This is a genomic window from Plantibacter auratus (genome assembly GCF_050587365.1).
Taxonomy (GTDB): Bacteria; Actinomycetota; Actinomycetes; order Actinomycetales; family Microbacteriaceae; genus Plantibacter; species Plantibacter auratus.
In genome coordinates this window covers 1,236,932-1,258,013 of the sequence record NZ_JBOBFV010000001.1, presented here as the reverse complement: position 1 = coordinate 1,258,013, position 21,082 = coordinate 1,236,932, and the positions used below count along the sequence as shown (strand labels likewise).

Annotated in this window: 34 protein-coding genes; all 34 read left to right on the top strand. The window is 66.5% G+C overall.

The features are described 5' to 3' along the window. Positions 1 to 8 precede the first annotated feature (8 nt). Positions 9 to 662, top strand: coding sequence for a 50S ribosomal protein L3 (gene rplC, locus ACQ3HE_RS05935; RefSeq protein WP_056008154.1), 654 nt, complete (start codon positions 9 to 11; stop codon positions 660 to 662). 4 nt (positions 663 to 666) lie between these two features. Then, the gene (gene rplD, locus ACQ3HE_RS05930; RefSeq protein ID WP_079705263.1) at positions 667 to 1,332 is read left to right on the top strand and encodes a 50S ribosomal protein L4; all 666 of its coding nucleotides are present in this window, start codon (positions 667 to 669) and stop codon (positions 1,330 to 1,332) included. Beyond that, positions 1,329 to 1,628, top strand: coding sequence for a 50S ribosomal protein L23 (gene rplW / locus ACQ3HE_RS05925; protein ID WP_056008147.1), 300 nt, complete (start codon positions 1,329 to 1,331; stop codon positions 1,626 to 1,628). Before rplD ends, rplW begins: the two co-directional genes overlap by 4 nt. Before the next feature lie 28 nt (positions 1,629 to 1,656). Beyond that, the gene (gene rplB, locus ACQ3HE_RS05920; RefSeq protein ID WP_064296701.1) at positions 1,657 to 2,496 is read left to right on the top strand and encodes a 50S ribosomal protein L2; all 840 of its coding nucleotides are present in this window, start codon (positions 1,657 to 1,659) and stop codon (positions 2,494 to 2,496) included. Between the two features lie 12 nt (positions 2,497 to 2,508). Beyond that, complete coding sequence (rpsS, locus tag ACQ3HE_RS05915) at positions 2,509 to 2,790, top strand: 30S ribosomal protein S19 (protein ID WP_064296700.1); 282 nt, start codon at positions 2,509 to 2,511, stop codon at positions 2,788 to 2,790. Between the two features lie 26 nt (positions 2,791 to 2,816). Next, positions 2,817 to 3,209: a 50S ribosomal protein L22 gene (gene rplV, locus ACQ3HE_RS05910; protein WP_056008137.1), complete on the top strand. Its 393-nt coding sequence runs from the start codon at positions 2,817 to 2,819 to the stop codon at positions 3,207 to 3,209. Further along, positions 3,209 to 3,997, top strand: a complete 789-nt coding sequence (gene rpsC / locus ACQ3HE_RS05905; protein WP_064296699.1) for a 30S ribosomal protein S3 — start codon at positions 3,209 to 3,211, stop codon at positions 3,995 to 3,997. The genes rplV and rpsC overlap by 1 nt, the downstream gene beginning before the upstream one ends. Positions 3,998 to 3,999: 2 nt before the next feature. Next, positions 4,000 to 4,419 carry a 50S ribosomal protein L16 gene (gene rplP, locus ACQ3HE_RS05900; protein ID WP_056008131.1) on the top strand — a complete coding sequence of 140 codons (420 nt, stop codon included), beginning with the start codon at positions 4,000 to 4,002 and terminating at the stop codon, positions 4,417 to 4,419. Continuing rightward, positions 4,419 to 4,754 carry a 50S ribosomal protein L29 gene (rpmC, locus tag ACQ3HE_RS05895; RefSeq protein ID WP_079705264.1) on the top strand — a complete coding sequence of 112 codons (336 nt, stop codon included), beginning with the start codon at positions 4,419 to 4,421 and terminating at the stop codon, positions 4,752 to 4,754. The genes rplP and rpmC overlap by 1 nt, the downstream gene beginning before the upstream one ends. A gap of 2 nt (positions 4,755 to 4,756) precedes the next feature. Further along, positions 4,757 to 5,077, top strand: coding sequence for a 30S ribosomal protein S17 (rpsQ, locus tag ACQ3HE_RS05890; RefSeq protein ID WP_056008125.1), 321 nt, complete (start codon positions 4,757 to 4,759; stop codon positions 5,075 to 5,077). A 31-nt stretch (positions 5,078 to 5,108) separates the two neighbouring features. Beyond that, complete coding sequence (gene rplN, locus ACQ3HE_RS05885) at positions 5,109 to 5,477, top strand: 50S ribosomal protein L14 (protein ID WP_064296696.1); 369 nt, start codon at positions 5,109 to 5,111, stop codon at positions 5,475 to 5,477. Positions 5,478 to 5,480: 3 nt separating this feature from the next. Further along, a complete protein-coding gene (rplX, locus tag ACQ3HE_RS05880; RefSeq protein WP_056008121.1) occupies positions 5,481 to 5,840 on the top strand; it encodes a 50S ribosomal protein L24 in 360 nt (119 codons plus the stop codon). Then, positions 5,840 to 6,424, top strand: a complete 585-nt coding sequence (rplE, locus tag ACQ3HE_RS05875) for a 50S ribosomal protein L5 (RefSeq protein ID WP_056008119.1) — start codon at positions 5,840 to 5,842, stop codon at positions 6,422 to 6,424. The genes rplX and rplE overlap by 1 nt, the downstream gene beginning before the upstream one ends. A 145-nt stretch (positions 6,425 to 6,569) precedes the next feature. After that, positions 6,570 to 6,968 (top strand): 30S ribosomal protein S8, encoded by a 399-nt coding sequence (gene rpsH, locus ACQ3HE_RS05870; protein ID WP_064296695.1) that lies wholly within the window; start codon positions 6,570 to 6,572, stop codon positions 6,966 to 6,968. A 6-nt stretch (positions 6,969 to 6,974) separates the two neighbouring features. Beyond that, on the top strand, positions 6,975 to 7,511 hold the full coding sequence (rplF, locus tag ACQ3HE_RS05865; RefSeq protein ID WP_064296694.1) for a 50S ribosomal protein L6: 537 nt from the start codon (positions 6,975 to 6,977) through the stop codon (positions 7,509 to 7,511). A 2-nt stretch (positions 7,512 to 7,513) separates the two neighbouring features. Continuing rightward, a complete protein-coding gene (gene rplR, locus ACQ3HE_RS05860) occupies positions 7,514 to 7,873 on the top strand; it encodes a 50S ribosomal protein L18 (RefSeq protein WP_064296693.1) in 360 nt (119 codons plus the stop codon). Positions 7,874 to 7,911: 38 nt separating this feature from the next. Next, the gene (gene rpsE / locus ACQ3HE_RS05855) at positions 7,912 to 8,580 is read left to right on the top strand and encodes a 30S ribosomal protein S5 (protein ID WP_229939737.1); all 669 of its coding nucleotides are present in this window, start codon (positions 7,912 to 7,914) and stop codon (positions 8,578 to 8,580) included. Beyond that, entirely contained in the window at positions 8,580 to 8,762 is a 183-nt protein-coding gene (gene rpmD, locus ACQ3HE_RS05850) for a 50S ribosomal protein L30 (RefSeq protein WP_079001710.1), read from the top strand. The genes rpsE and rpmD overlap by 1 nt, the downstream gene beginning before the upstream one ends. Beyond that, positions 8,762 to 9,358, top strand: coding sequence for a 50S ribosomal protein L15 (gene rplO, locus ACQ3HE_RS05845; RefSeq protein ID WP_079705265.1), 597 nt, complete (start codon positions 8,762 to 8,764; stop codon positions 9,356 to 9,358). The genes rpmD and rplO overlap by 1 nt, the downstream gene beginning before the upstream one ends. Before the next feature lie 93 nt (positions 9,359 to 9,451). Continuing rightward, positions 9,452 to 10,780, top strand: a complete 1,329-nt coding sequence (gene secY, locus ACQ3HE_RS05840; RefSeq protein WP_064296691.1) for a preprotein translocase subunit SecY — start codon at positions 9,452 to 9,454, stop codon at positions 10,778 to 10,780. Next, positions 10,777 to 11,385, top strand: coding sequence for an adenylate kinase (locus ACQ3HE_RS05835; protein ID WP_159877955.1), 609 nt, complete (start codon positions 10,777 to 10,779; stop codon positions 11,383 to 11,385). Before secY ends, ACQ3HE_RS05835 begins: the two co-directional genes overlap by 4 nt. Positions 11,386 to 11,406: 21 nt before the next feature. Beyond that, on the top strand, positions 11,407 to 12,246 hold the full coding sequence (gene map, locus ACQ3HE_RS05830; protein ID WP_430891667.1) for a type I methionyl aminopeptidase: 840 nt from the start codon (positions 11,407 to 11,409) through the stop codon (positions 12,244 to 12,246). A 57-nt stretch (positions 12,247 to 12,303) separates the two neighbouring features. Beyond that, a complete protein-coding gene (locus tag ACQ3HE_RS05825) occupies positions 12,304 to 13,188 on the top strand; it encodes an aminodeoxychorismate lyase (RefSeq protein WP_430891666.1) in 885 nt (294 codons plus the stop codon). A 149-nt stretch (positions 13,189 to 13,337) separates the two neighbouring features. After that, the gene (gene infA, locus ACQ3HE_RS05820) at positions 13,338 to 13,559 is read left to right on the top strand and encodes a translation initiation factor IF-1 (RefSeq protein ID WP_017885304.1); all 222 of its coding nucleotides are present in this window, start codon (positions 13,338 to 13,340) and stop codon (positions 13,557 to 13,559) included. Positions 13,560 to 13,639: 80 nt separating this feature from the next. Further along, positions 13,640 to 13,753 carry a 50S ribosomal protein L36 gene (rpmJ, locus tag ACQ3HE_RS05815; RefSeq protein ID WP_021759549.1) on the top strand — a complete coding sequence of 38 codons (114 nt, stop codon included), beginning with the start codon at positions 13,640 to 13,642 and terminating at the stop codon, positions 13,751 to 13,753. A 162-nt stretch (positions 13,754 to 13,915) separates the two neighbouring features. Next, positions 13,916 to 14,290, top strand: coding sequence for a 30S ribosomal protein S13 (gene rpsM, locus ACQ3HE_RS05810; protein ID WP_064296688.1), 375 nt, complete (start codon positions 13,916 to 13,918; stop codon positions 14,288 to 14,290). 41 nt (positions 14,291 to 14,331) lie between these two features. Beyond that, positions 14,332 to 14,730, top strand: a complete 399-nt coding sequence (gene rpsK, locus ACQ3HE_RS05805; protein ID WP_056008094.1) for a 30S ribosomal protein S11 — start codon at positions 14,332 to 14,334, stop codon at positions 14,728 to 14,730. A gap of 157 nt (positions 14,731 to 14,887) precedes the next feature. Next, entirely contained in the window at positions 14,888 to 15,880 is a 993-nt protein-coding gene (locus ACQ3HE_RS05800; protein ID WP_056008091.1) for a DNA-directed RNA polymerase subunit alpha, read from the top strand. A 44-nt stretch (positions 15,881 to 15,924) separates the two neighbouring features. Then, entirely contained in the window at positions 15,925 to 16,482 is a 558-nt protein-coding gene (gene rplQ / locus ACQ3HE_RS05795) for a 50S ribosomal protein L17 (RefSeq protein ID WP_064296687.1), read from the top strand. 94 nt (positions 16,483 to 16,576) lie between these two features. Next, the gene (locus ACQ3HE_RS05790) at positions 16,577 to 17,590 is read left to right on the top strand and encodes a GNAT family N-acetyltransferase (protein WP_159877959.1); all 1,014 of its coding nucleotides are present in this window, start codon (positions 16,577 to 16,579) and stop codon (positions 17,588 to 17,590) included. After that, entirely contained in the window at positions 17,580 to 18,524 is a 945-nt protein-coding gene (gene truA / locus ACQ3HE_RS05785; RefSeq protein ID WP_159877961.1) for a tRNA pseudouridine(38-40) synthase TruA, read from the top strand. Before ACQ3HE_RS05790 ends, truA begins: the two co-directional genes overlap by 11 nt. Before the next feature lie 176 nt (positions 18,525 to 18,700). After that, positions 18,701 to 19,147 carry a 50S ribosomal protein L13 gene (rplM, locus tag ACQ3HE_RS05780; RefSeq protein ID WP_071259493.1) on the top strand — a complete coding sequence of 149 codons (447 nt, stop codon included), beginning with the start codon at positions 18,701 to 18,703 and terminating at the stop codon, positions 19,145 to 19,147. 28 nt (positions 19,148 to 19,175) lie between these two features. Then, on the top strand, positions 19,176 to 19,661 hold the full coding sequence (rpsI, locus tag ACQ3HE_RS05775; protein WP_064296683.1) for a 30S ribosomal protein S9: 486 nt from the start codon (positions 19,176 to 19,178) through the stop codon (positions 19,659 to 19,661). A 25-nt stretch (positions 19,662 to 19,686) separates the two neighbouring features. Next, positions 19,687 to 21,048: a phosphoglucosamine mutase gene (gene glmM / locus ACQ3HE_RS05770; RefSeq protein WP_079705270.1), complete on the top strand. Its 1,362-nt coding sequence runs from the start codon at positions 19,687 to 19,689 to the stop codon at positions 21,046 to 21,048. Positions 21,049 to 21,082: the final 34 nt, after the last annotated feature.

Here is a 21,082-nt window from a genome sequence, read left to right as displayed (position 1 = left end):
AGGAAGACATGTCTAACACGAAGACCAGCAAGGGTCTGCTCGGCACCAAGCTCGGCATGACCCAGGTGTGGGACGAGAACAACAAGCTCGTTCCCGTCACCGTCATCGAGATCACGCCCAACGTGGTCACGCAGGTTCGCACCCCCGAGGTCGACGGCTACGACGCCGTGCAGATCGCGTACGGCCAGATCGATCCCCGCAAGGTCAGCAAGCCTGACGCGGGTCACTTCGACAAGGCCGGCGTGACGCCGCGTCGTCACCTCACCGAGGTCCGCACCGCCGACGCATCCGAGTACTCGCTCGGCCAGGAGCTCACCGTCGACGGTGTCTTCGAGGCCGGCCAGAAGGTCGACGTCGTCGGCACTTCGAAGGGTAAGGGTTTCGCCGGTGTCATGAAGCGTCACAACTTCAAGGGAACGGGCGCATCTCACGGTGCTCACCGCAACCACCGCAAGCCGGGCTCCATCGGCGCCTCCTCGACCCCGAGCCGTGTCTTCAAGGGCATGCGCATGGCCGGTCGTATGGGTGGCGAGCGCGTCACCGTGCTGAACCTCCGGGTTCACGCCATCGACGCCGAGAAGGGCCTGCTGCTCGTCAAGGGTGCCGTTCCCGGCGCTCGTGGCCGCATCGTATTCGTCCGCACCGCAGTGAAGGGAGCGTAGTTCCATGGCTATCGCTACTCTCGACGTGCTCGACACCAAGCTCAAGAAGGCCGGCACCGTCGACCTTCCTGCCGAGGTGTTCGACGTTCAGACCAACATCCCGCTCATCCACCAGGTGGTCGTCGCGCAGCTCGCTGCCGCCCGCCAGGGGACGCACAAGACCAAGCGCCGCGGCGAAGTGTCCGGTGCCGGCCGCAAGCCGTTCAAGCAGAAGGGTACGGGTAACGCTCGTCAGGGCTCCATCCGTGCACCTCAGATGACCGGCGGTGGCATCGTCCACGGTCCAGTGCCCCGCAACTACGCACAGCGCACCCCCAAGAAGATGATCGCCGCGGCTCTCCTCGGCGCCATCTCCGACCGCGCACGCGGCAGCCGCCTGCACGTCGTCGACTCCCTCTCGATCGGTGAGAAGCCGTCGACGAAGGCCGTGTCCGAGTACCTGACGAACGTCGCTTCCTCGAAGCACGTCCTGATCGTCCTCCAGCGCGACGACGAGGTCAGCCTCCGCAGCGTCCGCAACCTGCAGAACGTGCACGTGCTGTCGTACGACCAGCTGAACGCATACGACGTGCTCGTCTCCGACGACATCGTCTTCACCAAGGCCGCCTTCGAGGCATTCGTCGCCAGCAAGACCGGCAACACGGCCGCAACCGAGGAGGTCTCGGCATGACCGCGATCAACAAGGACCCCCGCGACGTCATCTTCGCGCCGGTCGTCTCCGAGAAGAGCTACAGCCTGATCGACGAGGGCAAGTACACCTTCCTCGTCGACCCGCGCTCGAACAAGACCGAGATCAAGCTCGCCATCGAGAAGATCTTCGGTGTCGAGGTCGCTTCGATCAACACCCTCACCCGTCAGGGCAAGACCCGTCGCACCAAGTTCGGCACCGGCAAGCGCAAGGACACCAAGCGCGCCATCGTGTCGCTCAAGTCGGGTTCCATCGACATCTTCACGGCTGTTGGCTAAGACGGCCGGGAACGAAGAGGAATAAGAAATGGCTATTCGTAAGTACAAGCCCACGACTCCTGGTCGTCGCGGTTCGTCTGTCGCGGACTTCGCGGAGATCACCCGCACCACGCCGGAGAAGTCGCTGCTTCGTCCGTTGTCGAAGACCGGTGGTCGCAACAACCAGGGCCGCATCACGACGCGTCACATCGGTGGTGGCCACAAGCGCCAGTACCGTCTGATCGACTTCCGTCGCAACGACAAGGACGGCGTCAACGCCAAGGTCGCTCACATCGAGTACGACCCCAACCGCACCGCGCGTATCGCGCTGCTCCACTTCGTGGACGGCACCAAGCGGTACATCCTCGCTCCGAACAAGCTCAGCCAGGGCGACGTGGTCGAGTCGGGTGCCGGCGCGGACATCAAGCCCGGGAACAACCTGCCGCTGAAGAACATCCCCACCGGTACGGTCATCCACGCGATCGAGCTCCGTCCCGGCGGCGGCGCGAAGATGGCCCGCTCCGCGGGTGCATCGGTGCGTCTCGTCGCGAAGGACGGCCCGTACGCGCAGCTCCGTCTGCCGTCCGGTGAGATCCGCAACGTCGACCTGCGCTGCCGCGCCACCATCGGTGAAGTCGGCAACGCCGAGCAGTCGAACATCAACTGGGGCAAGGCCGGCCGTAAGCGCTGGCTGGGCGTCCGCCCGACCGTCCGTGGTGTCGCGATGAACCCGATCGACCACCCGCACGGTGGTGGTGAGGGCAAGACCTCCGGTGGACGTCACCCGGTCAGCCCGTGGGGCCAGAAGGAAGGCCGCACGCGCCACCCCAACAAGGAAAGCGACAAGCTCATCGTTCGTCGTCGTACCGCCGGCAAGAAGCGTAAGTAGGAGTAAGAGAAGATGCCACGCAGTCTCAAGAAGGGCCCCTTCGTCGACGACCACCTGCTCCGCAAGGTCGTCACGGCGAACGAGGCCAACAACAAGAACGTGATCAAGACCTGGTCGCGTCGATCGATGATCATCCCGGCGATGCTGGGTCACACCATCGCCGTCCACGACGGTCGCAAGCACATCCCGGTGTTCGTCACCGAGACGATGGTCGGGCACAAGCTCGGCGAGTTCGCGCCCACCCGCACCTTCCGTGGACACGTGAAGGACGACAAGAAGGGCCGTCGCCGCTAACGCGGTGACGTGAAGGAGGAAGAGAAATGGTGGAGTCGATCGCCCGCGTGCGACACATCCGCGTCACCCCCCAGAAGGCCCGTCGTGTCGTCGCGCTCATCCGTGGCAAGCAGGCTCAGGAGGCCTTGGCCATCCTGAAGTTCGCACCACAGAGCGCCAGCGAGCCCATCTACAAGCTCGTTGCCTCGGCCATCGCGAACGCTCGCGTCACGGCCGACAAGGACAACGTGTTCCTTGACGAGCAGGACCTGTACATCGCGAAGGCGTACGTCGATGAGGGTGCAACCCTCAAGCGTTTCCGTCCCCGCGCACAGGGCCGCGCGTTCCGCATCCTCAAGCGCACCAGCCACATCACCGTCGAGCTCTCGACGCCTGATGAGACTGCCGGCGCTGCCAAGGCCAAGAAGGTGAGCAAGTAATGGGTCAGAAAGTCAATCCATACGGCTTCCGTCTGGGAATCACGACCGACCACGTGTCGCGTTGGTTCTCCGACAGCACGAAGAAGGGTCAGCGTTACAGCGACTTCGTCGCGGAAGACGTCAAGATCCGCCGTCTGCTGGCGACCTCGCTCGACCGCGCTGGTGTCAGTCGCATCGAGATCGAGCGCACCCGTGACCGCGTCCGCGTCGACATCCACACCGCCCGTCCGGGCATCGTGATCGGTCGCCGTGGCGCCGAGGCCGAGCGCATCCGCGCCGACCTCGAGAAGCTCACGAAGAAGCAGATCCAGCTGAACATCCTCGAGGTAAAGAACCCCGAGGCCGACGCACAGCTCGTCGCGCAGGGCATCGCCGAGCAGCTCTCCGCACGTGTGGCCTTCCGCCGCGCGATGCGTAAGGGCCTGCAGGGCGCTCAGCGCACGTCCACCGTCAAGGGTGTCCGCATCCAGGTGTCCGGCCGCCTCGGCGGCGCCGAGATGAGCCGTTCCGAGTTCTACCGCGAAGGCCGTGTGCCGCTGCACACGCTCCGCGCGAACATCGACTACGGCTTCTACGAGGCGAAGACCACGTTCGGCCGCATCGGCGTGAAGGTCTGGATCTACAAGGGCGACATCACCAACAAGGAGCTTGCTCGCGAGCAGGCCAACCAGAAGTCGACGCGTCCGGAACGTCGCGACGGTGGCGACCGCCCCCGTCGGAACGCCGGTCCGAGCAGCGCCCCCAAGGCAGCTGCTGAGGCGCCCGCCGCCGCAGGAGTTGAGGCATAACCATGTTGATCCCACGCAAAGTCAAGCACCGGAAGCAGCACCACCCCGGCCGTTCCGGCCAGGCGACCGGTGGCACCAAGGTGTCGTTCGGTGAGTACGGTATCCAGGCCCTGACGCCCGCTTACGTGACCAACCGTCAGATCGAGTCCGCTCGTATCGCCATGACGCGTCACATCAAGCGTGGCGGAAAGGTGTGGATCAACATCTACCCCGACCGTCCGCTGACCAAGAAGCCCGCCGAGACCCGCATGGGTTCCGGTAAGGGTTCGCCCGAGTGGTGGGTCGCGAACGTCAAGCCGGGTCGTGTGCTGTTCGAGGTCGCCGGAGTCGATGAGACCCTGGCCCGCGAAGCGCTCACCCGTGCAATCCACAAGCTGCCCCTCAAGGCACGCATCATCAAGCGCGAGGAGGGCGACGCATAATGGCGATCGGATCCAAGGAGCTCACCCCCGTCGAGCTCGACACCTTTGAAGACCAGCGCCTCCTCGAGGAGCTCCGCAAGGCCAAGGAAGAGCTGTTCAACCTGCGCTTCCAGTCGGCCACGGGGCAGCTCGAGAACCACGGCCGCCTGCGCGCCGTGAAGCGCGACATCGCTCGCATCTACACGGTCATCCGTGAGCGCGAGCTCGGCATCCGTGCCACGCCGACCGTCGAGGTCGTCGAGGCCAAGGCTGAGAAGAAGACCAAGAAGGCCAAGGCCGCACCGAAGTCCGAGGACACCGCTGCAGCCGACGCCGAGACCACGAAGGAGGCCTAGACATGGCTACCGCTACTGACAAGGCCCCCGAGGGTCACGAGTCGGCCGAGCACGACGTCAAGGACGCCGCTGCTCGTGGCTACCGCAAGACCCGCCGTGGTCTGGTGACCAGCGACAAGATGGAGAAGACCATCGTCGTCGAGGTCGAGGACCGCGTGAAGCACCCGCTCTACGGCAAGGTCATCCGCCGCACCTCCAAGGTCAAGGCTCACGACGAGGCGAACTCCGCCGGCATCGGCGACCTCGTCCTGATCAGCGAGACCCGCCCCACCAGCGCCACCAAGCGCTGGCGTCTGGTCGAGATTCTCGAGAAGGCCAAGTAGGCCTCGCGGCTTACTGAGAGGAAAGCGAACAATGCTTCAGCAAGAATCACGAGTCAAGGTCGCCGACAACACCGGCGCCAAGGAGCTCCTGACCATTCGCGTGCTCGGTGGCTCCGGCCGCCGCTACGCGGGCCTCGGTGACACCATCGTCGCGACCGTCAAGGACGCGATCCCCGGTGGCAACGTCAAGAAGGGCGACGTCGTCAAGGCGGTCATCGTCCGCACCCGCAAGCAGACCCGTCGTTCCGACGGTTCGTACATCAAGTTCGACGAGAACGCCGCTGTCATCCTGAAGGCTGACGGGGACCCCCGTGGTACCCGCATCTTCGGACCGGTCGGCCGCGAGCTTCGTGACAAGAAGTTCATGAAGATCGTCTCGTTGGCGCCGGAGGTTATCTAAGTCATGGCAAAGATCAAGAAGGGCGACCTGGTTCAGGTCGTCTCCGGCCCGAAGCAGGACCGCGGTGGTTACCGCGGCAAGCAGGGTCGCGTCATCGAGGTCCTGGCGGACAAGAACCGGGTGATCGTGGAGGGCGTCAACTACGTCACGAAGCACTCCCGTGTCGGCCAGACCCAGCGTGGAACGAAGACCGGCGGCATCGAGACCGTCGAGGCTTCGATCCACATCTCCAATGTCGCGCTCGTCGACCCGGAGACCAAGGGCCCGACCAAGGTCGGCCACCGCAACGAGGAAGTCACGAAGGACGGCGTCACCAAGACGGTCCGCGTTCGTTACGCCAAGAAGTCAGGTAAGGACCTGTAATGACCGACACAGAAGTGGCGACTGGCAAAATCCAGCCCCGTCTCAAGCAGAAGTACCGCGCTGAGATCCTTCCGCAGCTGCAGAAGGACTTCGGCTTCACGAACGTGCACCAGGTGCCCGGACTCGTGAAGGTCGTCGTCAACACCGGTGTGGGCGAGGCCGCTCGCGACAGCAAGGTCATCGACGGCGCTGTTTCGGACCTCACCAAGATCACCGGCCAGAAGCCGCAGGTCACCAAGGCACGCAAGTCCATCGCGCAGTTCAAGCTGCGCGAGGGTCAGCCCATCGGCGCCCACGTCACGCTTCGTGGCGACCGCGCTTGGGAGTTCCTCGACCGCCTGCTGAGCCTCGCTCTTCCGCGTATCCGCGACTTCCGCGGTCTCTCGGACAAGCAGTTCGACGGCAACGGCAACTACACCTTCGGTCTCCAGGAGCAGTCCATGTTCCACGAGATCGACCAGGACAAGATCGATCGTGTCCGCGGCTTCGACATCACCGTCGTGACCACGGCCAAGAACGACGACGAGGGTCGCGCGCTGCTCAAGGCGCTCGGCTTCCCGTTCAAGGCGGCTGAGTCCAAGTAGGCTGAGCTTCTGCCCGGTCCTCGGTGTATGTCGAGGACCGGGCTTCCGCCCGTTCGGGGCACTCCTGCCCAGAACGGTTCAACCACCACAGGTCGGCACCCTTGCACAGGATGTCGAAACCTGGTGAACAAAGGAAACACTCGATATGACCATGACAGATCCGGTCGCAGACATGCTGACCAGACTGCGCAATGCGAACTCGGCGCACCACGACACCGTGTCGATGCCGCACTCCAAGCTCAAGGTGAACATCGCCGAGATCCTCAAGTCCGAGGGCTACATCTCCGGCTGGGAGGTCGCTGACGCGGCCGTCGGACAGACGCTCTCGCTGAGCCTCAAGTTCGGCCCGAACCGCGAGCGTTCCATCGCCGGCATCAAGCGCGTCTCGAAGCCCGGCCTCCGCGTCTACGCGAAGTCGAACGAGATCCCCAAGGTCCTCGGCGGCCTCGGCGTCGTCATCCTGTCCACCTCCAGCGGCCTCCTCACGGACCGCCAGGCCGAGAAGAAGGGCGTGGGTGGGGAAGTCCTCGCCTACGTGTGGTAGCCAGTCATGTCTCGTATTGGAAGACTCCCCATCGACATCCCGGCAGGCGTCACCATCGACGTCGCCGGTCAGAACGTCACCGTCAAGGGCCCGAAGGGTGAGCTCCAGCTCACCGTCGCGAGCCCCATCGAGGTCAAGCTCGAAGACGCACAGCTGCTCGTCACGCGTCCCGACGACGAGCGCAACTCGCGCTCGCTCCACGGCCTGACCCGCACGCTCATCGCGAACCAGATCATCGGCGTCACCCAGGGCTACACCAAGGGCCTCGAGGTCGTCGGTACCGGTTACCGCGTCGCTCAGAAGGGCAGCGCCGTCGAGTTCGCGCTCGGCTTCTCGCACCCCGTCACCGTCGAGCCGCCGGTCGGCATCACGCTGACCGTCGAGGGCAACAACAAGCTCACGGTCGCCGGTATCGACAAGCAGGCCGTCGGCGAGGTCGCCGCCAACATCCGTAAGATCCGCAAGCCCGAGCCGTACAAGGGCAAGGGTGTGCGCTACGCCGGCGAGATCGTGCGTCGCAAGGCCGGAAAGGCTGGTAAGTAACCATGGCTCGTCCAACGAAGACTGCCGCACGTGGCCGTCGCCACACGCGTCTGCGCAAGAAGGTCGAGGGCACCGCGGTCCGTCCGCGCCTCGTCGTCAACCGTTCAGCCCGTCACGTGTTCGTGCAGGTTGTCGATGACACGAAGGGTCACACCCTCGTCTCCGCCTCGACCATGGAGGACACCCTCCGGACGTTCGACGGCGACAAGACCGCCAAGTCGCGCAAGGTCGGCGAACTCATCGCCGAGCGTGCCAAGGCAGCCGGCATCGACGATGTCGTATTTGACCGTGGAGGCAACCGCTACGCAGGTCGCGTGGCAGCAATTGCCGATGGTGCTCGAGAGGGCGGATTGAACCTGTGAGCGAAGACAACAAGCAGCAGCAAGAGCCTGTGGCGACCGTGGCCGAGGCCCCGGTCGAGACCGCGGCATCGACGGCGCCCACCGGCGACCGCGAGCCGCGCGAGGCGCGCCGCGGAGGCCGCGAGCGCAACCCCAACCGCGACCGCGGTAGCCGCGACAGCGACAAGAGCCAGTTCCTGGAGCGCGTCGTGACCATCAACCGTGTCTCGAAGGTCGTGAAGGGTGGTCGTCGCTTCAGCTTCACCGCCCTCGTGGTCGTCGGTGACGGCAACGGCATGGTCGGCGTCGGCTACGGCAAGGCTCGCGAAGTCCCGCTCGCGATCGCGAAGGGCGTCGAAGAGGCGAAGAAGAACTTCTTCCGCGTCCCGCGCGTCGGCTCGACCATCCCGCACCCCACCCAGGGTGAGGCAGCAGCCGGTGTGGTGCTCCTGCGCCCCGCCGCCGCTGGTACCGGTGTCATCGCCGGCGGTCCCGTCCGCGCCGTCCTCGAGTGCGCCGGCATCCACGACGTGCTGAGCAAGTCGCTCGGTTCGTCCAACACGATCAACATCGTCCACGCGACCGTCACGGCGCTGAAGCAGCTCGAGGAACCTCGTGCCGTCGCAGCCCGTCGTGGTCTCGAGTTCGACCAGGTCGCTCCGGCCCGCCTGCTCCGTGCAGAGGCAGAGGCCGTTCAGGCGGCCGCTGCTGCGAAGGTAGGTGCCTGATGGCCCAGCTGAGGATCACCCAGATCAAGGGCAGAATTAGTGAGAAGCAGAACCAGCGCGACACGCTTCGCAGCCTGGGTCTCCGTCGCATCGGTGCTGTCGTCGTCCGTCCGGACAACGCGCAGAACCGCGGCTACGTGAACACTGTTGCTCACCTCGTACAGGTTGAGGAGATCGACTAATGGCTGAGAAGAACGAAACCACTGAGGAGAAGGCCCCCAAGGCCGCTGCCAAGGCAGCTCCGAAGACGGCTGCCGCGAAGGCCGAGCCCAAGGCGAAGGCGGCCCCCAAGGCCGCTGCAGCCAAGAAGCCCGCGAAGGACGAGCCCGCTGAGAAGCGCGAGCAGGTCCTGAAGGTGCACCACCTGCGTCCGGCCGCCGGGGCCAAGAAGTCCCGGATGCGCGTGGGCCGTGGTGAGGCGTCCAAGGGTAAGACCGCGGGTCGCGGTACCAAGGGTACGAAGGCGCGTTACAACGTCAAGGTCGGCTTCGAGGGTGGGCAGATGCCGCTGCACATGCGCACCCCGAAGCTCCGTGGCTTCAAGAACCCCTTCCGCGTCGAGTACCAGGTCGTGAACCTGGAGAAGCTCGCCGAGCTGTACCCGAAGGGTGGCGACGTGACCACGGTCGACCTCGTCGCCAAGGGTGCCGTCCGGAAGAACGAGAAGGTCAAGGTTCTCGGAAACGGTGACATCTCGGTTAAGCTGAATGTCGCGGTTGACAAGGTCTCCGGCTCAGCTGAGCAGAAGATCGTGGCAGCCGGGGGCAGCGTCAAGTAGCCCTCGGCCGGCTCCGCACAGGAGCTCACTCGGGTGGCCGGCATCATGCCGGTCACCCGGGCCGACCCCGCAACATCTCACAGGAGGCCCCTTTTGTTCAGCGCCATCGGCCGGATCTTCCGGACCCCGGATCTTCGTCGCAAGATCGGGTTCACGCTCGGGATCATCGCCATCTACCGGCTGGGGTCCTTCATCCCCGCTCCGTTCGTGAACTTCCCGAACGTGCAGCAGTGCCTCGCGAACCAGCAGGCCGCCGGCGCGTCAGGCCTCTACGAGCTCGTCAACCTCTTCAGCGGTGGCGCGCTCCTCCAACTCTCCATCTTCGCGCTGGGCATCATGCCCTACATCACCGCGTCGATCATCGTCCAGCTCCTCCGCGTGGTCATTCCGCACTTCGAGACGCTGCACAAAGAAGGCCAGGCCGGCCAGGGCAAGCTGACGCAGTACACGCGTTACCTCACGATCTTCCTCGGCATCCTCCAGTCGACGACGCTCATCACGGTCGCCAAGAGCGGTGCACTGTTCGGCAACCAGGGCGGCGTCTGCGCCGACCTCATCACCGCCCAAGGCGGCACCTGGTACGGCATGCTCCTCATGGTCGTCACCATGACCGCGGGCACCGGCCTCGTCATGTGGATGGCCGAGCTCGTCACCGAGCGCGGCGTCGGCAATGGCATGTCGCTCCTCATCTTCACCTCGATCGCAGCCACCTTCCCGGGCTCGCTGGCCGCCATCTGGACCGCGAAGGGCCCGGAGGTCTTCCTCCTCGTGCTCGCAGTCGGCCTCGTGATCGTCGGACTCGTCGTCTTCGTCGAGCAGTCGCAACGTCGCATCCCGGTGCAGTACGCGAAGCGGATGGTCGGACGCAGGACGTACGGCGGCAACAACACGTACATCCCCATCAAGGTCAACATGGCCGGTGTGGTGCCCGTCATCTTCGCGTCGTCGATCCTGTACCTGCCGGCCCTCATCGCGCAGTTCAACCAGCCGACGACCGGCACCCCGGCGCCCTGGGTCCTGTGGATCCAGCAGTACCTCACCAAGGGTGACCACCCGCTGTACATGCTGATGTACTTCCTGCTCATCGTCGGCTTCACCTACTTCTACGTCGCGATCACCTTCAACCCCGAAGAGGTCGCCGACAACATGAAGAAGTACGGCGGGTTCATCCCCGGCATCCGTGCCGGCCGCCCGACGGCCGAATACCTCGACTACGTCCTGACCCGCGTGACCCTGCCCGGATCGATCTACCTGGGGTTGATCGCCCTCCTTCCGCTCATCGCCCTGGCGCTGGTGGGCGCGAACGCCAACTTCCCGTTCGGCGGCGCATCGATCCTCATCATCGTCGGTGTCGGGCTCGAGACGGTCAAGCAGATCGACTCGCAGCTCCAGCAGCGTCACTACGAAGGGCTCCTGCGTTGAGCGCGGCAGCCGGCAAGCCCCGTCTGCTCATCGTCGGTCCTCCGGGATCCGGCAAGGGCACACAGGCGGCCTTCCTCGCGGAGCGCTTCGACATCCCCGCGATCTCGACGGGCGACATCTTCCGCGCGAACATCAAGGAGGGTACGGCGCTCGGGAAGCAGGTCCAGGCGATCGTGAGCGAGGGCGGGTACGTTCCCGACTCGTTGACGAACGAGATCGTCCGCGACCGGCTCCACCAGCCCGACGCCGTCGAGGGGTTCTTGCTCGACGGGTATCCGCGGACCACCGACCAGGTGGTGGCGCTCGACGCGCTACTCGCGGAGAACGACGCGAGCCTCAACGCTGTCGTGCAGCTGCAGGCCGACACAGAAGAGGTCGTCGCTCGACTCCTCAAGCGTGCCGCCGAGCAGGGTCGCACCGACGACACGGAGGAGGTCATCCGCCACCGGCTCGACCTCTACGCACAGGAGACCGCGCCGCTGATCGAGGTCTTCACCGCTCGCGGGCTCGTCGTGGCGGTCGACGGCCTCGGTGAGGTCGACGAGGTCACCGCGCGGATCGACGCCGCCCTTGCTGCCCGCGGCATCATCGTCCCGGCCGTCTGACGCACCGACACGTCAACCACGGTGTTCCGGAAGTCGATCTACAAGACCCCTGACCAGATCCGCGCCATGATCGCGCCGGGGCTGGCCACCGCGGCCTCGCTCGATGCAGTGCGCGCGCTCGTCGCCCCCGGGGTGACGACGCTGCAACTCGACGCGGCTGCCGAGGCGGCCATCGTCGCGGCCGGCGGGCACTCCAACTTCAAGCTCGTCCCCGGCTATCGCCACACGGTCTGCGCCTCGGTCAACGAGGACGTGGTCCACGGCATCCCCGGGTCTCGCGTGCTGCAGGCGGGCGACATCGTGTCGATCGACAGCGGCGCCGAGATCGACGGCTGGAACGGCGACTCCGCGATGACCATCGTGCTGCCCGACCCCACGCGCCCGGAGCTCGTCACCGAGCGCGAGCGCCTCTCGGCGGTGACGGAGGGTTCGCTGTGGGCCGGGATCGCCGAGCTCGCGACCGCCCGACACCTCAACCAGATCGGTGCCGCGATCGAGGAGTACGTCGAGGACCACTCACCCGAGGGGAAGCCCTACGGGATCCTCACGGACTACGTCGGGCACGGCATCGGACGCACGATGCACGAGGCACCGCCGGTCTTCAACTACCGGGTCCGCCAGCGTGGACCCGAAGTGAAGCCCGGACTCGTGGTGGCCATCGAACCGATGGTGGTCGCCGGGAGCGCCGACACCTTCGTCCGCGACGACGAATGGACCGTCGCCACGCTCGACGGTGGTTCGGCTGCGCACTGGGAGCACAGCGTCGCCGTGCACCGCGACGGCATCTGGGTCCTGACCGCTCACGACGGCGGCGCCGCGGCTCTCGCCGCGTTCGGCGTCACCCCCGTCCGTCCCGCCTGACCGAGCGGCAGCCCGGTCGCCGTCCGGACCTCGTCCGTCCCGGTAGAGTTGCTCGGCATGAGCGTGCCGATCGTGTTCCTTCTCGACGTCCTCCCCGCGGACACCGTCATCGACGACGCCGACCTCGCGGCCACGATCACGCCGGCCGGCGACGGGTCCGGCGTCTTGAGCGTCTTCGATCTGGGCCCCGCGCGGGGGGACGGGATCTTCGAGACGATCGGTGTCGTCGGCCGGCACCCGCAGTCGGTCGACGCGCATCTCGATCGGCTGACCGAGTCGGCGGCCATCCTCGATCTGCCCGCGCCGAACCACGCACAGTGGCGCCTCGCGATCTCGCGCGCGATCGCGGAACTCCCCGACGTCGATCAGAGCGCCGTCCGACTCGTCGTGACGCGGGGGAGTGGCGGACGCCCGACCGCGTGGATCTCGGCGACACCGGCTGACGGCTTCCCCGAGCGTGAGAACGGCATCGAGGTCGTCCTGCTCGACCGCGGTCTCGCGAGCGACGTGCAGGAGCGTTCGCCGTGGCTGCTCGCCGGCGCCAAGACGCTGTCGTACGCGGTCAACATGGCCGCGCTCCGTGAGGCGCACCGACGTGGAGCGGACGACGTGCTCTTCGTCAGCAGCGACGGCTTCGTCCTCGAGGGCCCCACCTCCACCGTGGTCGTCCGGATCGGCGGAACATTCGTGACACCGCCTCCGTCCAGTGGCATCCTGCCCGGCACCACGCAGCTCGCGCTCTGGGCCCATCTCGAGGAGCAGGGGCTCCCGCACGAGTACCGGATGCTGACACCGGAGGACGTGCTCGACGCGGAAGCGGCTTGGCTGCTCTCCAGCGTCCGACTGGCCGCGCCGGTGCGTGGCGTGGACGGACGTCCGCTGCCGATGGACGCCGGTCTCACGGCGCAGATCAACGACGCGCTGCGCTCCCGTACCGACTGACGGGCCCTGGCCGACGTCGAGTTGGCGAAACCCGGAAACATAGCATAGAATCGATCTTTGGTGCTTTCTGCATGCCTTCGGCGAGCCGACATCCGCACCGCAATCCATCCGCACGACCAGTGCGACTCAACCTGAGCGACAGTGAGGCTATGGCCAAAAAAGACGGCGTCATCGAGATCGAGGGCCAAGTGGTCGAGGCTCTGCCCAACGCGATGTTCCGCGTTGAGCTGACCAACGGACACAAGGTACTTGCCCACATTTCGGGCAAAATGCGTCAGCACTACATCCGCATCCTCCCAGAGGACCGCGTGATCGTGGAACTGACCCCCTACGACCTGACCCGTGGTCGGATCGTCTACCGCTACAAGTAGGTCGCGCTGTAAGTAACGGCCGGACGCGCCGCCACCATCCGGTGGTGGGCCCGGCACGATGACAGCGAAAAGAGAGAACTATGAAGGTCAAGCCCAGCGTCAAGAAGATCTGCGACAAGTGCAAGGTCATCCGTCGCAACGGCCGCGTCATGGTCATCTGCGAGAACCCGCGCCACAAGCAGCGCCAGGGTTGATCTCAGAGGATCTGCAGCACGCAGCCCTGAGCAACACAGCACCACCCCTCTAACGGCAGTTCCAGATCCCGCAGCACATCGTGCGCCGCGGGTGACACCTCGGGTCGGAGGCCCGAGCACCGGAACTGCTCCACACCTCCACAACTCCTAGGAGAAGCCACCATGGCACGTCTCGCCGGCGTAGACATCCCACGCGACAAGCGCGTGGAAGTTGCACTGACGTACATCTACGGTGTTGGCCGCACGCGGTCACTCAAGACCCTCGCCGACACCGGCATCAGCGGAGACATCCGCGTGAAGGATCTCACCGATGACCAGCTGATCGCCCTGCGCGATTACATCGAGGGCACCTTCAAGGTCGAGGGTGACCTCCGCCGTGAGGTCGCCGCCGACATCCGCCGCAAGGTGGAGATCGGGTCCTACCAGGGCATCCGTCACCGTCGTGGACTTCCGGTCCGCGGCCAGCGCACCAAGACCAACGCGCGCACCCGCAAGGGCCCGAAGCGCACCGTCGCCGGCAAGAAGAAGGCTCGCTAGGCCCCGCCTAGTCGCCTCGTCATAGGACTCAGGAGATATTCATGGCAGCACCAAAGTCGGCCGTTCGGAAGCCGCGTAAGAAGGAAAAGAAGAACATCGCCGTGGGCCAGGCCCACATCAAGTCGACGTTCAACAACACGATCGTCTCGATCACCGACCCCTCGGGCGCGGTCATCAGCTGGGCTTCGTCCGGCGGCGTCGGCTTCAAGGGTTCGCGCAAGTCGACCCCGTTCGCCGCACAGCTCGCCGCCGAGTCGGCTGCGCGTCAGGCGCAGGAGCACGGGATGAAGAAGGTCGACGTCTTCGTCAAGGGACCCGGCTCCGGCCGCGAGACCGCGATCCGTTCCCTCCAGGCCGCAGGCCTCGAGGTCGGCTCGATCAACGACGTCACGCCTCAGGCACACAACGGCTGCCGCCCCCCGAAGCGTCGCCGCGTCTAATTCCTTCGGTTCACCGGCCGTGATCCGTCCGTAGCGATCGTCTGATCGCCGCGGACGGATCACGGCATGGTCCTGGTGACCAGGGCCAGCGAACACCATTCACTACCTCGCCAACGCAAGTGTCATATAGCGGACACTTAGCCGAAAGGAATCCATAGTGCTCATCGCACAGCGCCCTACGCTCACCGAAGAATCCATCTCGGAGTTCCGCAGCCGGTTCATCATCGAGCCGCTCGAGCCAGGCTTCGGGTACACCCTCGGGAACTCGCTCCGTCGCACCCTGTTGTCGTCCATCCCGGGTGCAGCCGTCACCAGCATCCGCATCGACGGCGTGCTGCACGAGTTCAGCACGATCCCCGGTGTCAAGGAAGACGTCACCGAGATCATCCTGAACATCAAGGGCCTCGTCGTCTCCAGCGAGCACGACGAGCCGATCACGGCGTACCTCCGCAAGACCGGCGCAGGCCAGGTCACCGCAGCCGACATCTCGGCTCCGGCCGGCGTCGAGGTCCACAACCCGGACCTCGTCATCGCGACCCTCAACGACAAGGCGAAGTTCGAGCTCGAGCTCACGATCGAGCGTGGCCGCGGCTACGTGTCGGCCACGCAGAACCGCAACGAGTTCAGCGAAGCCGGTCAGATCCCCGTCGACTCGATCTACTCGCCCGTCCTCAAGGTGACCTACCGCGTCGAGGCGACTCGTGCCGGTGAGCGCACCGACTTCGACCGCCTGGTCGTCGACGTCGAGTCGAAGCCGGCCATCACGCCGCGCGACGCCATCGCGTCGGCCGGTCGTACGCTGACCGAGCTGTTCGGCCTGGCTCGTGAGCTCAACACCGCCGCAGAGGGCATCGAGATCGGCCCCGCGCCGGTCGACGCCGTGCTGCCGGGCGAGCTCTCGATCCCGATCGAGGACCTCGACCTCTCCGTGCGCTCGTACAACTGCCTCAAGCGCGAGGGCATCAACAACGTCAGCGAGCTCGTCGCGCTGTCGGAGACGCAGCTCATGAACATCCGCAACTTCGGACAGAAGTCGGTGGATGAAGTTCGCGACAAGCTCACCGAAATGGGCCTCTCCCTGAAGGACTCGGTTCCCGGGTTCGACGGCGCCCACTTCTACAGCGGCTACGACGACGAGACCGTCTCCTAGCACGCGATCCACCTGACGACTTTCCAACCTGAAGAGAGACAAGAATGCCTACTCCCACCAAGGGACCCCGCCTCGGAGGCGGACCTGCCCACGAGCGTCTCCTGCTCGCCAACCTCGCTGCTGCGCTGTTCACCCACAAGCGCATCCAGACCACCGAGACCAAGGCGAAGCGCCTGCGTCCGCTCGCTGAGCGCCTGATCACCTTCGCGAAGCGCGGCGACCTGCACGCCCGCCGTCGGGTGCTCGCGACGATCACCGACAAGAGCGTCGTCCACGAGCTCTTCACGGAGATCGCGCCCCTCGTCGCCGACCGCCAGGGTGGCTACACGCGCATCATCAAGACCGGTTACCGCAAGGGCGACAACGCTCCGATGGCCGTGATCGAGCTCGTCCTCGAGCCCGTCACGCCGAAGGCGAAGCCGGCCAAGCAGTCCGCGAAGCACGCCGCAGCGCCGGTCGACGAGGCTCCGGCCGAGGAGACCCCCGCCGAGGTCGAAGCCGACGCAGAGGCGACGGAAGCCGTCGAGGCGACCGAGACCGACGGCGAGTCCGTCGACGCCGGCGAGACCACCGACGAGGCTCCCGCGAAGGACGCCAAGTAGGTTCAGCGACACACGAACGGAACCCCGCTCTCCACCTGGAGGGCGGGGTTCCGTCGTTCCTGGCGGCGCTGCGACGGTGTCCTAGGCTGGAGACATGAGTACCACTCCCGCCGTTCCGGCCGGCCTGCCGGCCCTGCCACAGCACCCCGACGTCGATCACTGGCGTCCGGCGGTCCGCGCGGACATCGACGACATCGTGGCGCTGTGCCGTGCCATGGATCCGTTCGACAACCCCCACCGGGTGACGAGCCGCGATGAGATCGCGGACCAGTTCGACCACGCGTGGATCGACATGGCTGCGGACAGCCTGCTGGCGATCGCCGCCGACGGCACGCTGGTCGCCTACGCGATGGTGGTCCTGTCGCCCTCGCGAGACGTGTCCGTGTATTCGTACGTCTTCGGCGGCGTGCATCCCGCATGGCGTGAGCGGGGGATCGGCCGAGTGCTGCTCGCGTGGTCGCTGGAACGATCCAAGCAGCAGCTGGCCTCCGTCGAGACGGGTGCTCCAGCTTCCTCCCGTGCCTACGTCGACGAACGGAACCCGGGGGCGGCGCGCCTGTTGGAGCGGTTCGGCTTCGGCGTGGCGCGGTACTTCACGATCATGGAACGCGACCTCTCCGCGCCCATCGACGAGATCGACGTGCCCGACGGTGTCCGACTCGAGGCGTACCACCCGGACGTGGCCGAACGCACGAGGGAGGCTCGGAACGACTCGTTCCGGGACCACTGGGGCAGCCTGGAGACGGTCCCGGCGATGTGGGCGCAGTTCGTCGGCGGATCCCACTTCCGCGACGACCTCTCGGTGGTAGCGATCGACGACGATGGACGGGTCGTCGGCTTCACGCTGGCCGAGGTGGACGAGGACAGCTGGTCCGCGCAGGGGTTCACCAGCGCGTACATCGCCCTCGTCGGGACCGTGCGCGATTGGCGTGGCCGACGACTCGCACCGGCTCTGCTGGCCACCGCGCTTCGCCGGATCCAGGCAGCCGGCCTCGAGCGGGCGACCCTGGAGGTCGACACGGCCAGCCCCACGGGTGCACTCGGGCTGTACGAACGACAGGGCTTCGTCGCGACGACGCGTGATCTGGCGTACGTCCGTGAGCGCTGAGCAGGTCGCGGCAGCGGACGTCCTCCCGACCCAGCGGTTCCGGCTCGCCATCGCCTACGACGGCACGGACTTCGCCGGATGGGCGAAGCAGCCGGGGCTCCGGACGGTCGAGGGGGTCCTGGAGGAGGCGCTGTATCGCGTGCTCGGCAAGACCGTCCCGCCGATGCCGCGGTTCGTGGTGGCAGGACGGACGGATGCCGGGGTGCACGCGGCCGGTCAGGTGGCGCACCTCGACCTCACCGAGCCGCAGCTCGCGAAGATCACGCGATTGCAGGGGCGCCACGCCGAGTTCCACGACGGTACGCCGCGGAACGAGACCGCGAGCTCGCTCCTCGTGCGTCGACTGAACGGCGTGCTCGGGATGGACCGCGACGTCGTGATCCACACGGCGGAACCGGCGCCGGAGGGATTCGACGCGCGCTTCTCGGCGGTCTGGCGTCACTACCGTTACCGCCTCGCGGACGCCGACGTCCGCAAGGACCCGATCCTCCGGCGGACAACGAGTTGGACGACGGCGTCGCTCGACGTCGAGCTGCTCCACCGGGCGGCCACCTCGCTCGTCGGGCTCCACGACTTCCAGGCGTACTGCAAACCGAGACCACGCGCGACGACCATCCGAACCCTGCAGTCCTTCAGCTGGGCGCGGGACGAAGCGGGCGTGCTCGTGGCGAGCCTCACCGCCGACGCGTTCTGCCACAGCATGGTGCGGGCGCTCGTCGGCGCTTGCGTCGCCGTGGGGGAGGGGCGCATGTCGCTCGAGGAGGTCGTCCGGCTCCGCGACGGCGGGCGGCGGGAGATCGATTTCCGGGTGATGCCGGCGCGCGGACTCACCCTCGTCGAGATCGGTTACCCCGAGCCGGGGCTGCTGCACGCGCGGGCCGCCGAGACCCGTCAGCGGCGGAGCCACGAGCAGGTGGAGGCGAGCGCCGAGTGAGGTTCCCGGTGGGAATTGACCGCCGGGACGTCGTCGCGTAGACTTTCCCGTTGGTGCCTGCGCCTTCTGCGGCGCGGTACCCGAAGTTGAGCCCTCCACCTCGGGCGTTCCGTTCGGAACACCCAACAGGAGCGGGATTCACGAACGACCAACTCCGACCAGAAAGCAGCACTATTGTGACGCGCACGTATTCCCCGAAGGCCAGTGAGATCACGCACGACTGGGTCGTCATCGACGCCACCGACGTGGTCCTCGGCCGCCTGGCCAGCCACGCTGCAGCGCTCCTGCGCGGCAAGCACAAGGCGACCTTCTCCCCTCACATGGACGGTGGCGACTTCGTCATCATCATCAACGCCGACAAGGTGGCCCTCACCGGCGCCAAGCTCCTGCAGAAGAAGGCCTACCGCCACTCCGGTTACCCGGGCGGGCTCTCGGCCGTCACCTACGCCGAGCTCCTCGAGAAGAACCCGATCCGCGCCGTCGAGAAGGCGATCCGCGGCATGCTGCCGAAGAACACGCTCGGCCGCGACCAGCTGAAGAAGCTCAAGGTCTACACGGGCAGCGAGCACCCGCACGCCGCTCAGCAGCCCAAGCCGTTCACGCTCGACCAGGTCGCCCAGTAAGCACCGGACAAGAAAAAAGGATTACACAGTGGCGAACATCGCAGATTCCATCGAAGAGACCCCGCAGAGCTACTCCACCGAGTCGGCTCCTGAAGCAGCAGTCACCGCGCCTCGCGCCGTGCTGAGCGTCCCCGGCGCAGCCGTCGGCCGTCGCAAGCAGGCCATCGCCCGCGTGCGTCTCGTCCCCGGCAGCGGCACCATCACGGTCAACGGCCGCACGCTCGAGGACTACTTCCCGAACAAGCTGCACCAGCAGCTCATCAACGACCCGTTCACCGTCCTCGACCTGGCCGGCGGCTACGACGTCATCGCACGCATCTCCGGTGGTGGCCCCTCGGGCCAGGCCGGCGCGCTGCGCCTCGGCATCGCTCGCTCGCTGAACCAGATCGACGAGGAGAACAACCGCGCCACCCTGAAGAAGGCCGGCTTCCTCTCCCGTGACGCTCGCGTCAAGGAGCGCAAGAAGGCCGGACTCAAGAAGGCCCGTAAGGCTCCGCAGTTCTCGAAGCGCTAAGCGCTCTCAGGACAAGCGAAGCTCGATGCCTCAGCTGTTTGGTACCGACGGCGTACGCGGACTCGCGAACGCCGACCTGACGGCAGACCTCGCTCTCGGCCTTGCCCAAGCCACCGCAGTGGTGCTTGGGCAAGGCCGTAGTGCTGAGGCCCGCCGTGCCGCCGGGAAGCGTCCGGTCGCCGTGCTCGCACGCGACCCACGTATCTCCGGCGAGTTCCTGTCCGCCGCCGTCGCGGCGGGCCTGGCGTCCTCGGGCGTCGACGTGCTCGAGGCAGGCGTGCTGCCCACGCCCGCGACGGCGTTCCTCATCGCCGACATCGACGCCGACTTCGGTGTGATGATCTCCGCCTCGCACAACCCCGCGCCCGACAACGGGATCAAGATCTTCGCCCGCGGCGGCACGAAGCTGCCCGACGCCGTGGAACGCCGGATCGAGGAGTACCTCGACCGCCCCAAGCTCAGCCCGACCGGCGCAGACGTCGGCCGGATCATCCGCTTCGCCGACGCCGAGGACCGCTACGTCCTCCACCTGCTCGGCAGCCTCCCGAATCGCCTGGACGGGATCCATGTCGTCCTCGACTGCGCGCACGGCGCGGCCGCGGGAGTGTCGCCGGAGACCTTCCGCGACGCCGGGGCCAAGGTCACGATCATCGGCAACGACCCCGACGGCATGAACATCAACGACGGCGTCGGCTCCACGCACCTCGACCTCCTGTCCAAGGCGGTCCTCGAGCACGGTGCCGACCTCGGCATCGCACACGACGGCGACGCCGACCGTTGCCTCGCGGTCGACGCTGCGGGCAAGGTCGTCGACGGCGACCAGATCATGGCCATCCTCGCGGTGTCGATGCAGGAGCGCGGCAAGCTCAAGGACGACACGCTCGTCGCCACGGTGATGAGCAACCTCGGCCTGCACGTCGCGATGCGCGAGCACGGCATCAACGTCGTCCAGACCGGGGTCGGCGACCGCTACGTCCTCGAGGCGATGAACGCGAACGCCTATTCGCTCGGCGGTGAGCAGTCGGGCCACGTGATCATGGCCGACTACGCGACCACCGGCGACGGCATCCTCACCGGCCTGCACATCGTGGCCGAGATGGCGCGCACCGGGAAGACGCTGGCGGAGCTCGCCGCGGTGATGCAGGTGTACCCGCAGATCCTCGTCAACGTCACGGGTGTCGACCGCACGCGCCTCGTCGGCGACGAGGTCGTCGACGCTGCCGTACAGGCTGCCGAAGCCGAGCTCGGAGACGACGGACGCGTGCTGTTGCGGCCGTCCGGCACCGAGCAGCTCGTCCGGGTCATGGTCGAGGCGGCCGACCAGCCGACCGCCGATCGCCTGGCGCACCGCCTCGCCGACGTCGTCCGCGAGCGACTCGCCATCTGAGTCGTCCGGCGGCGGGTCGGCACCTCAGCTGTGG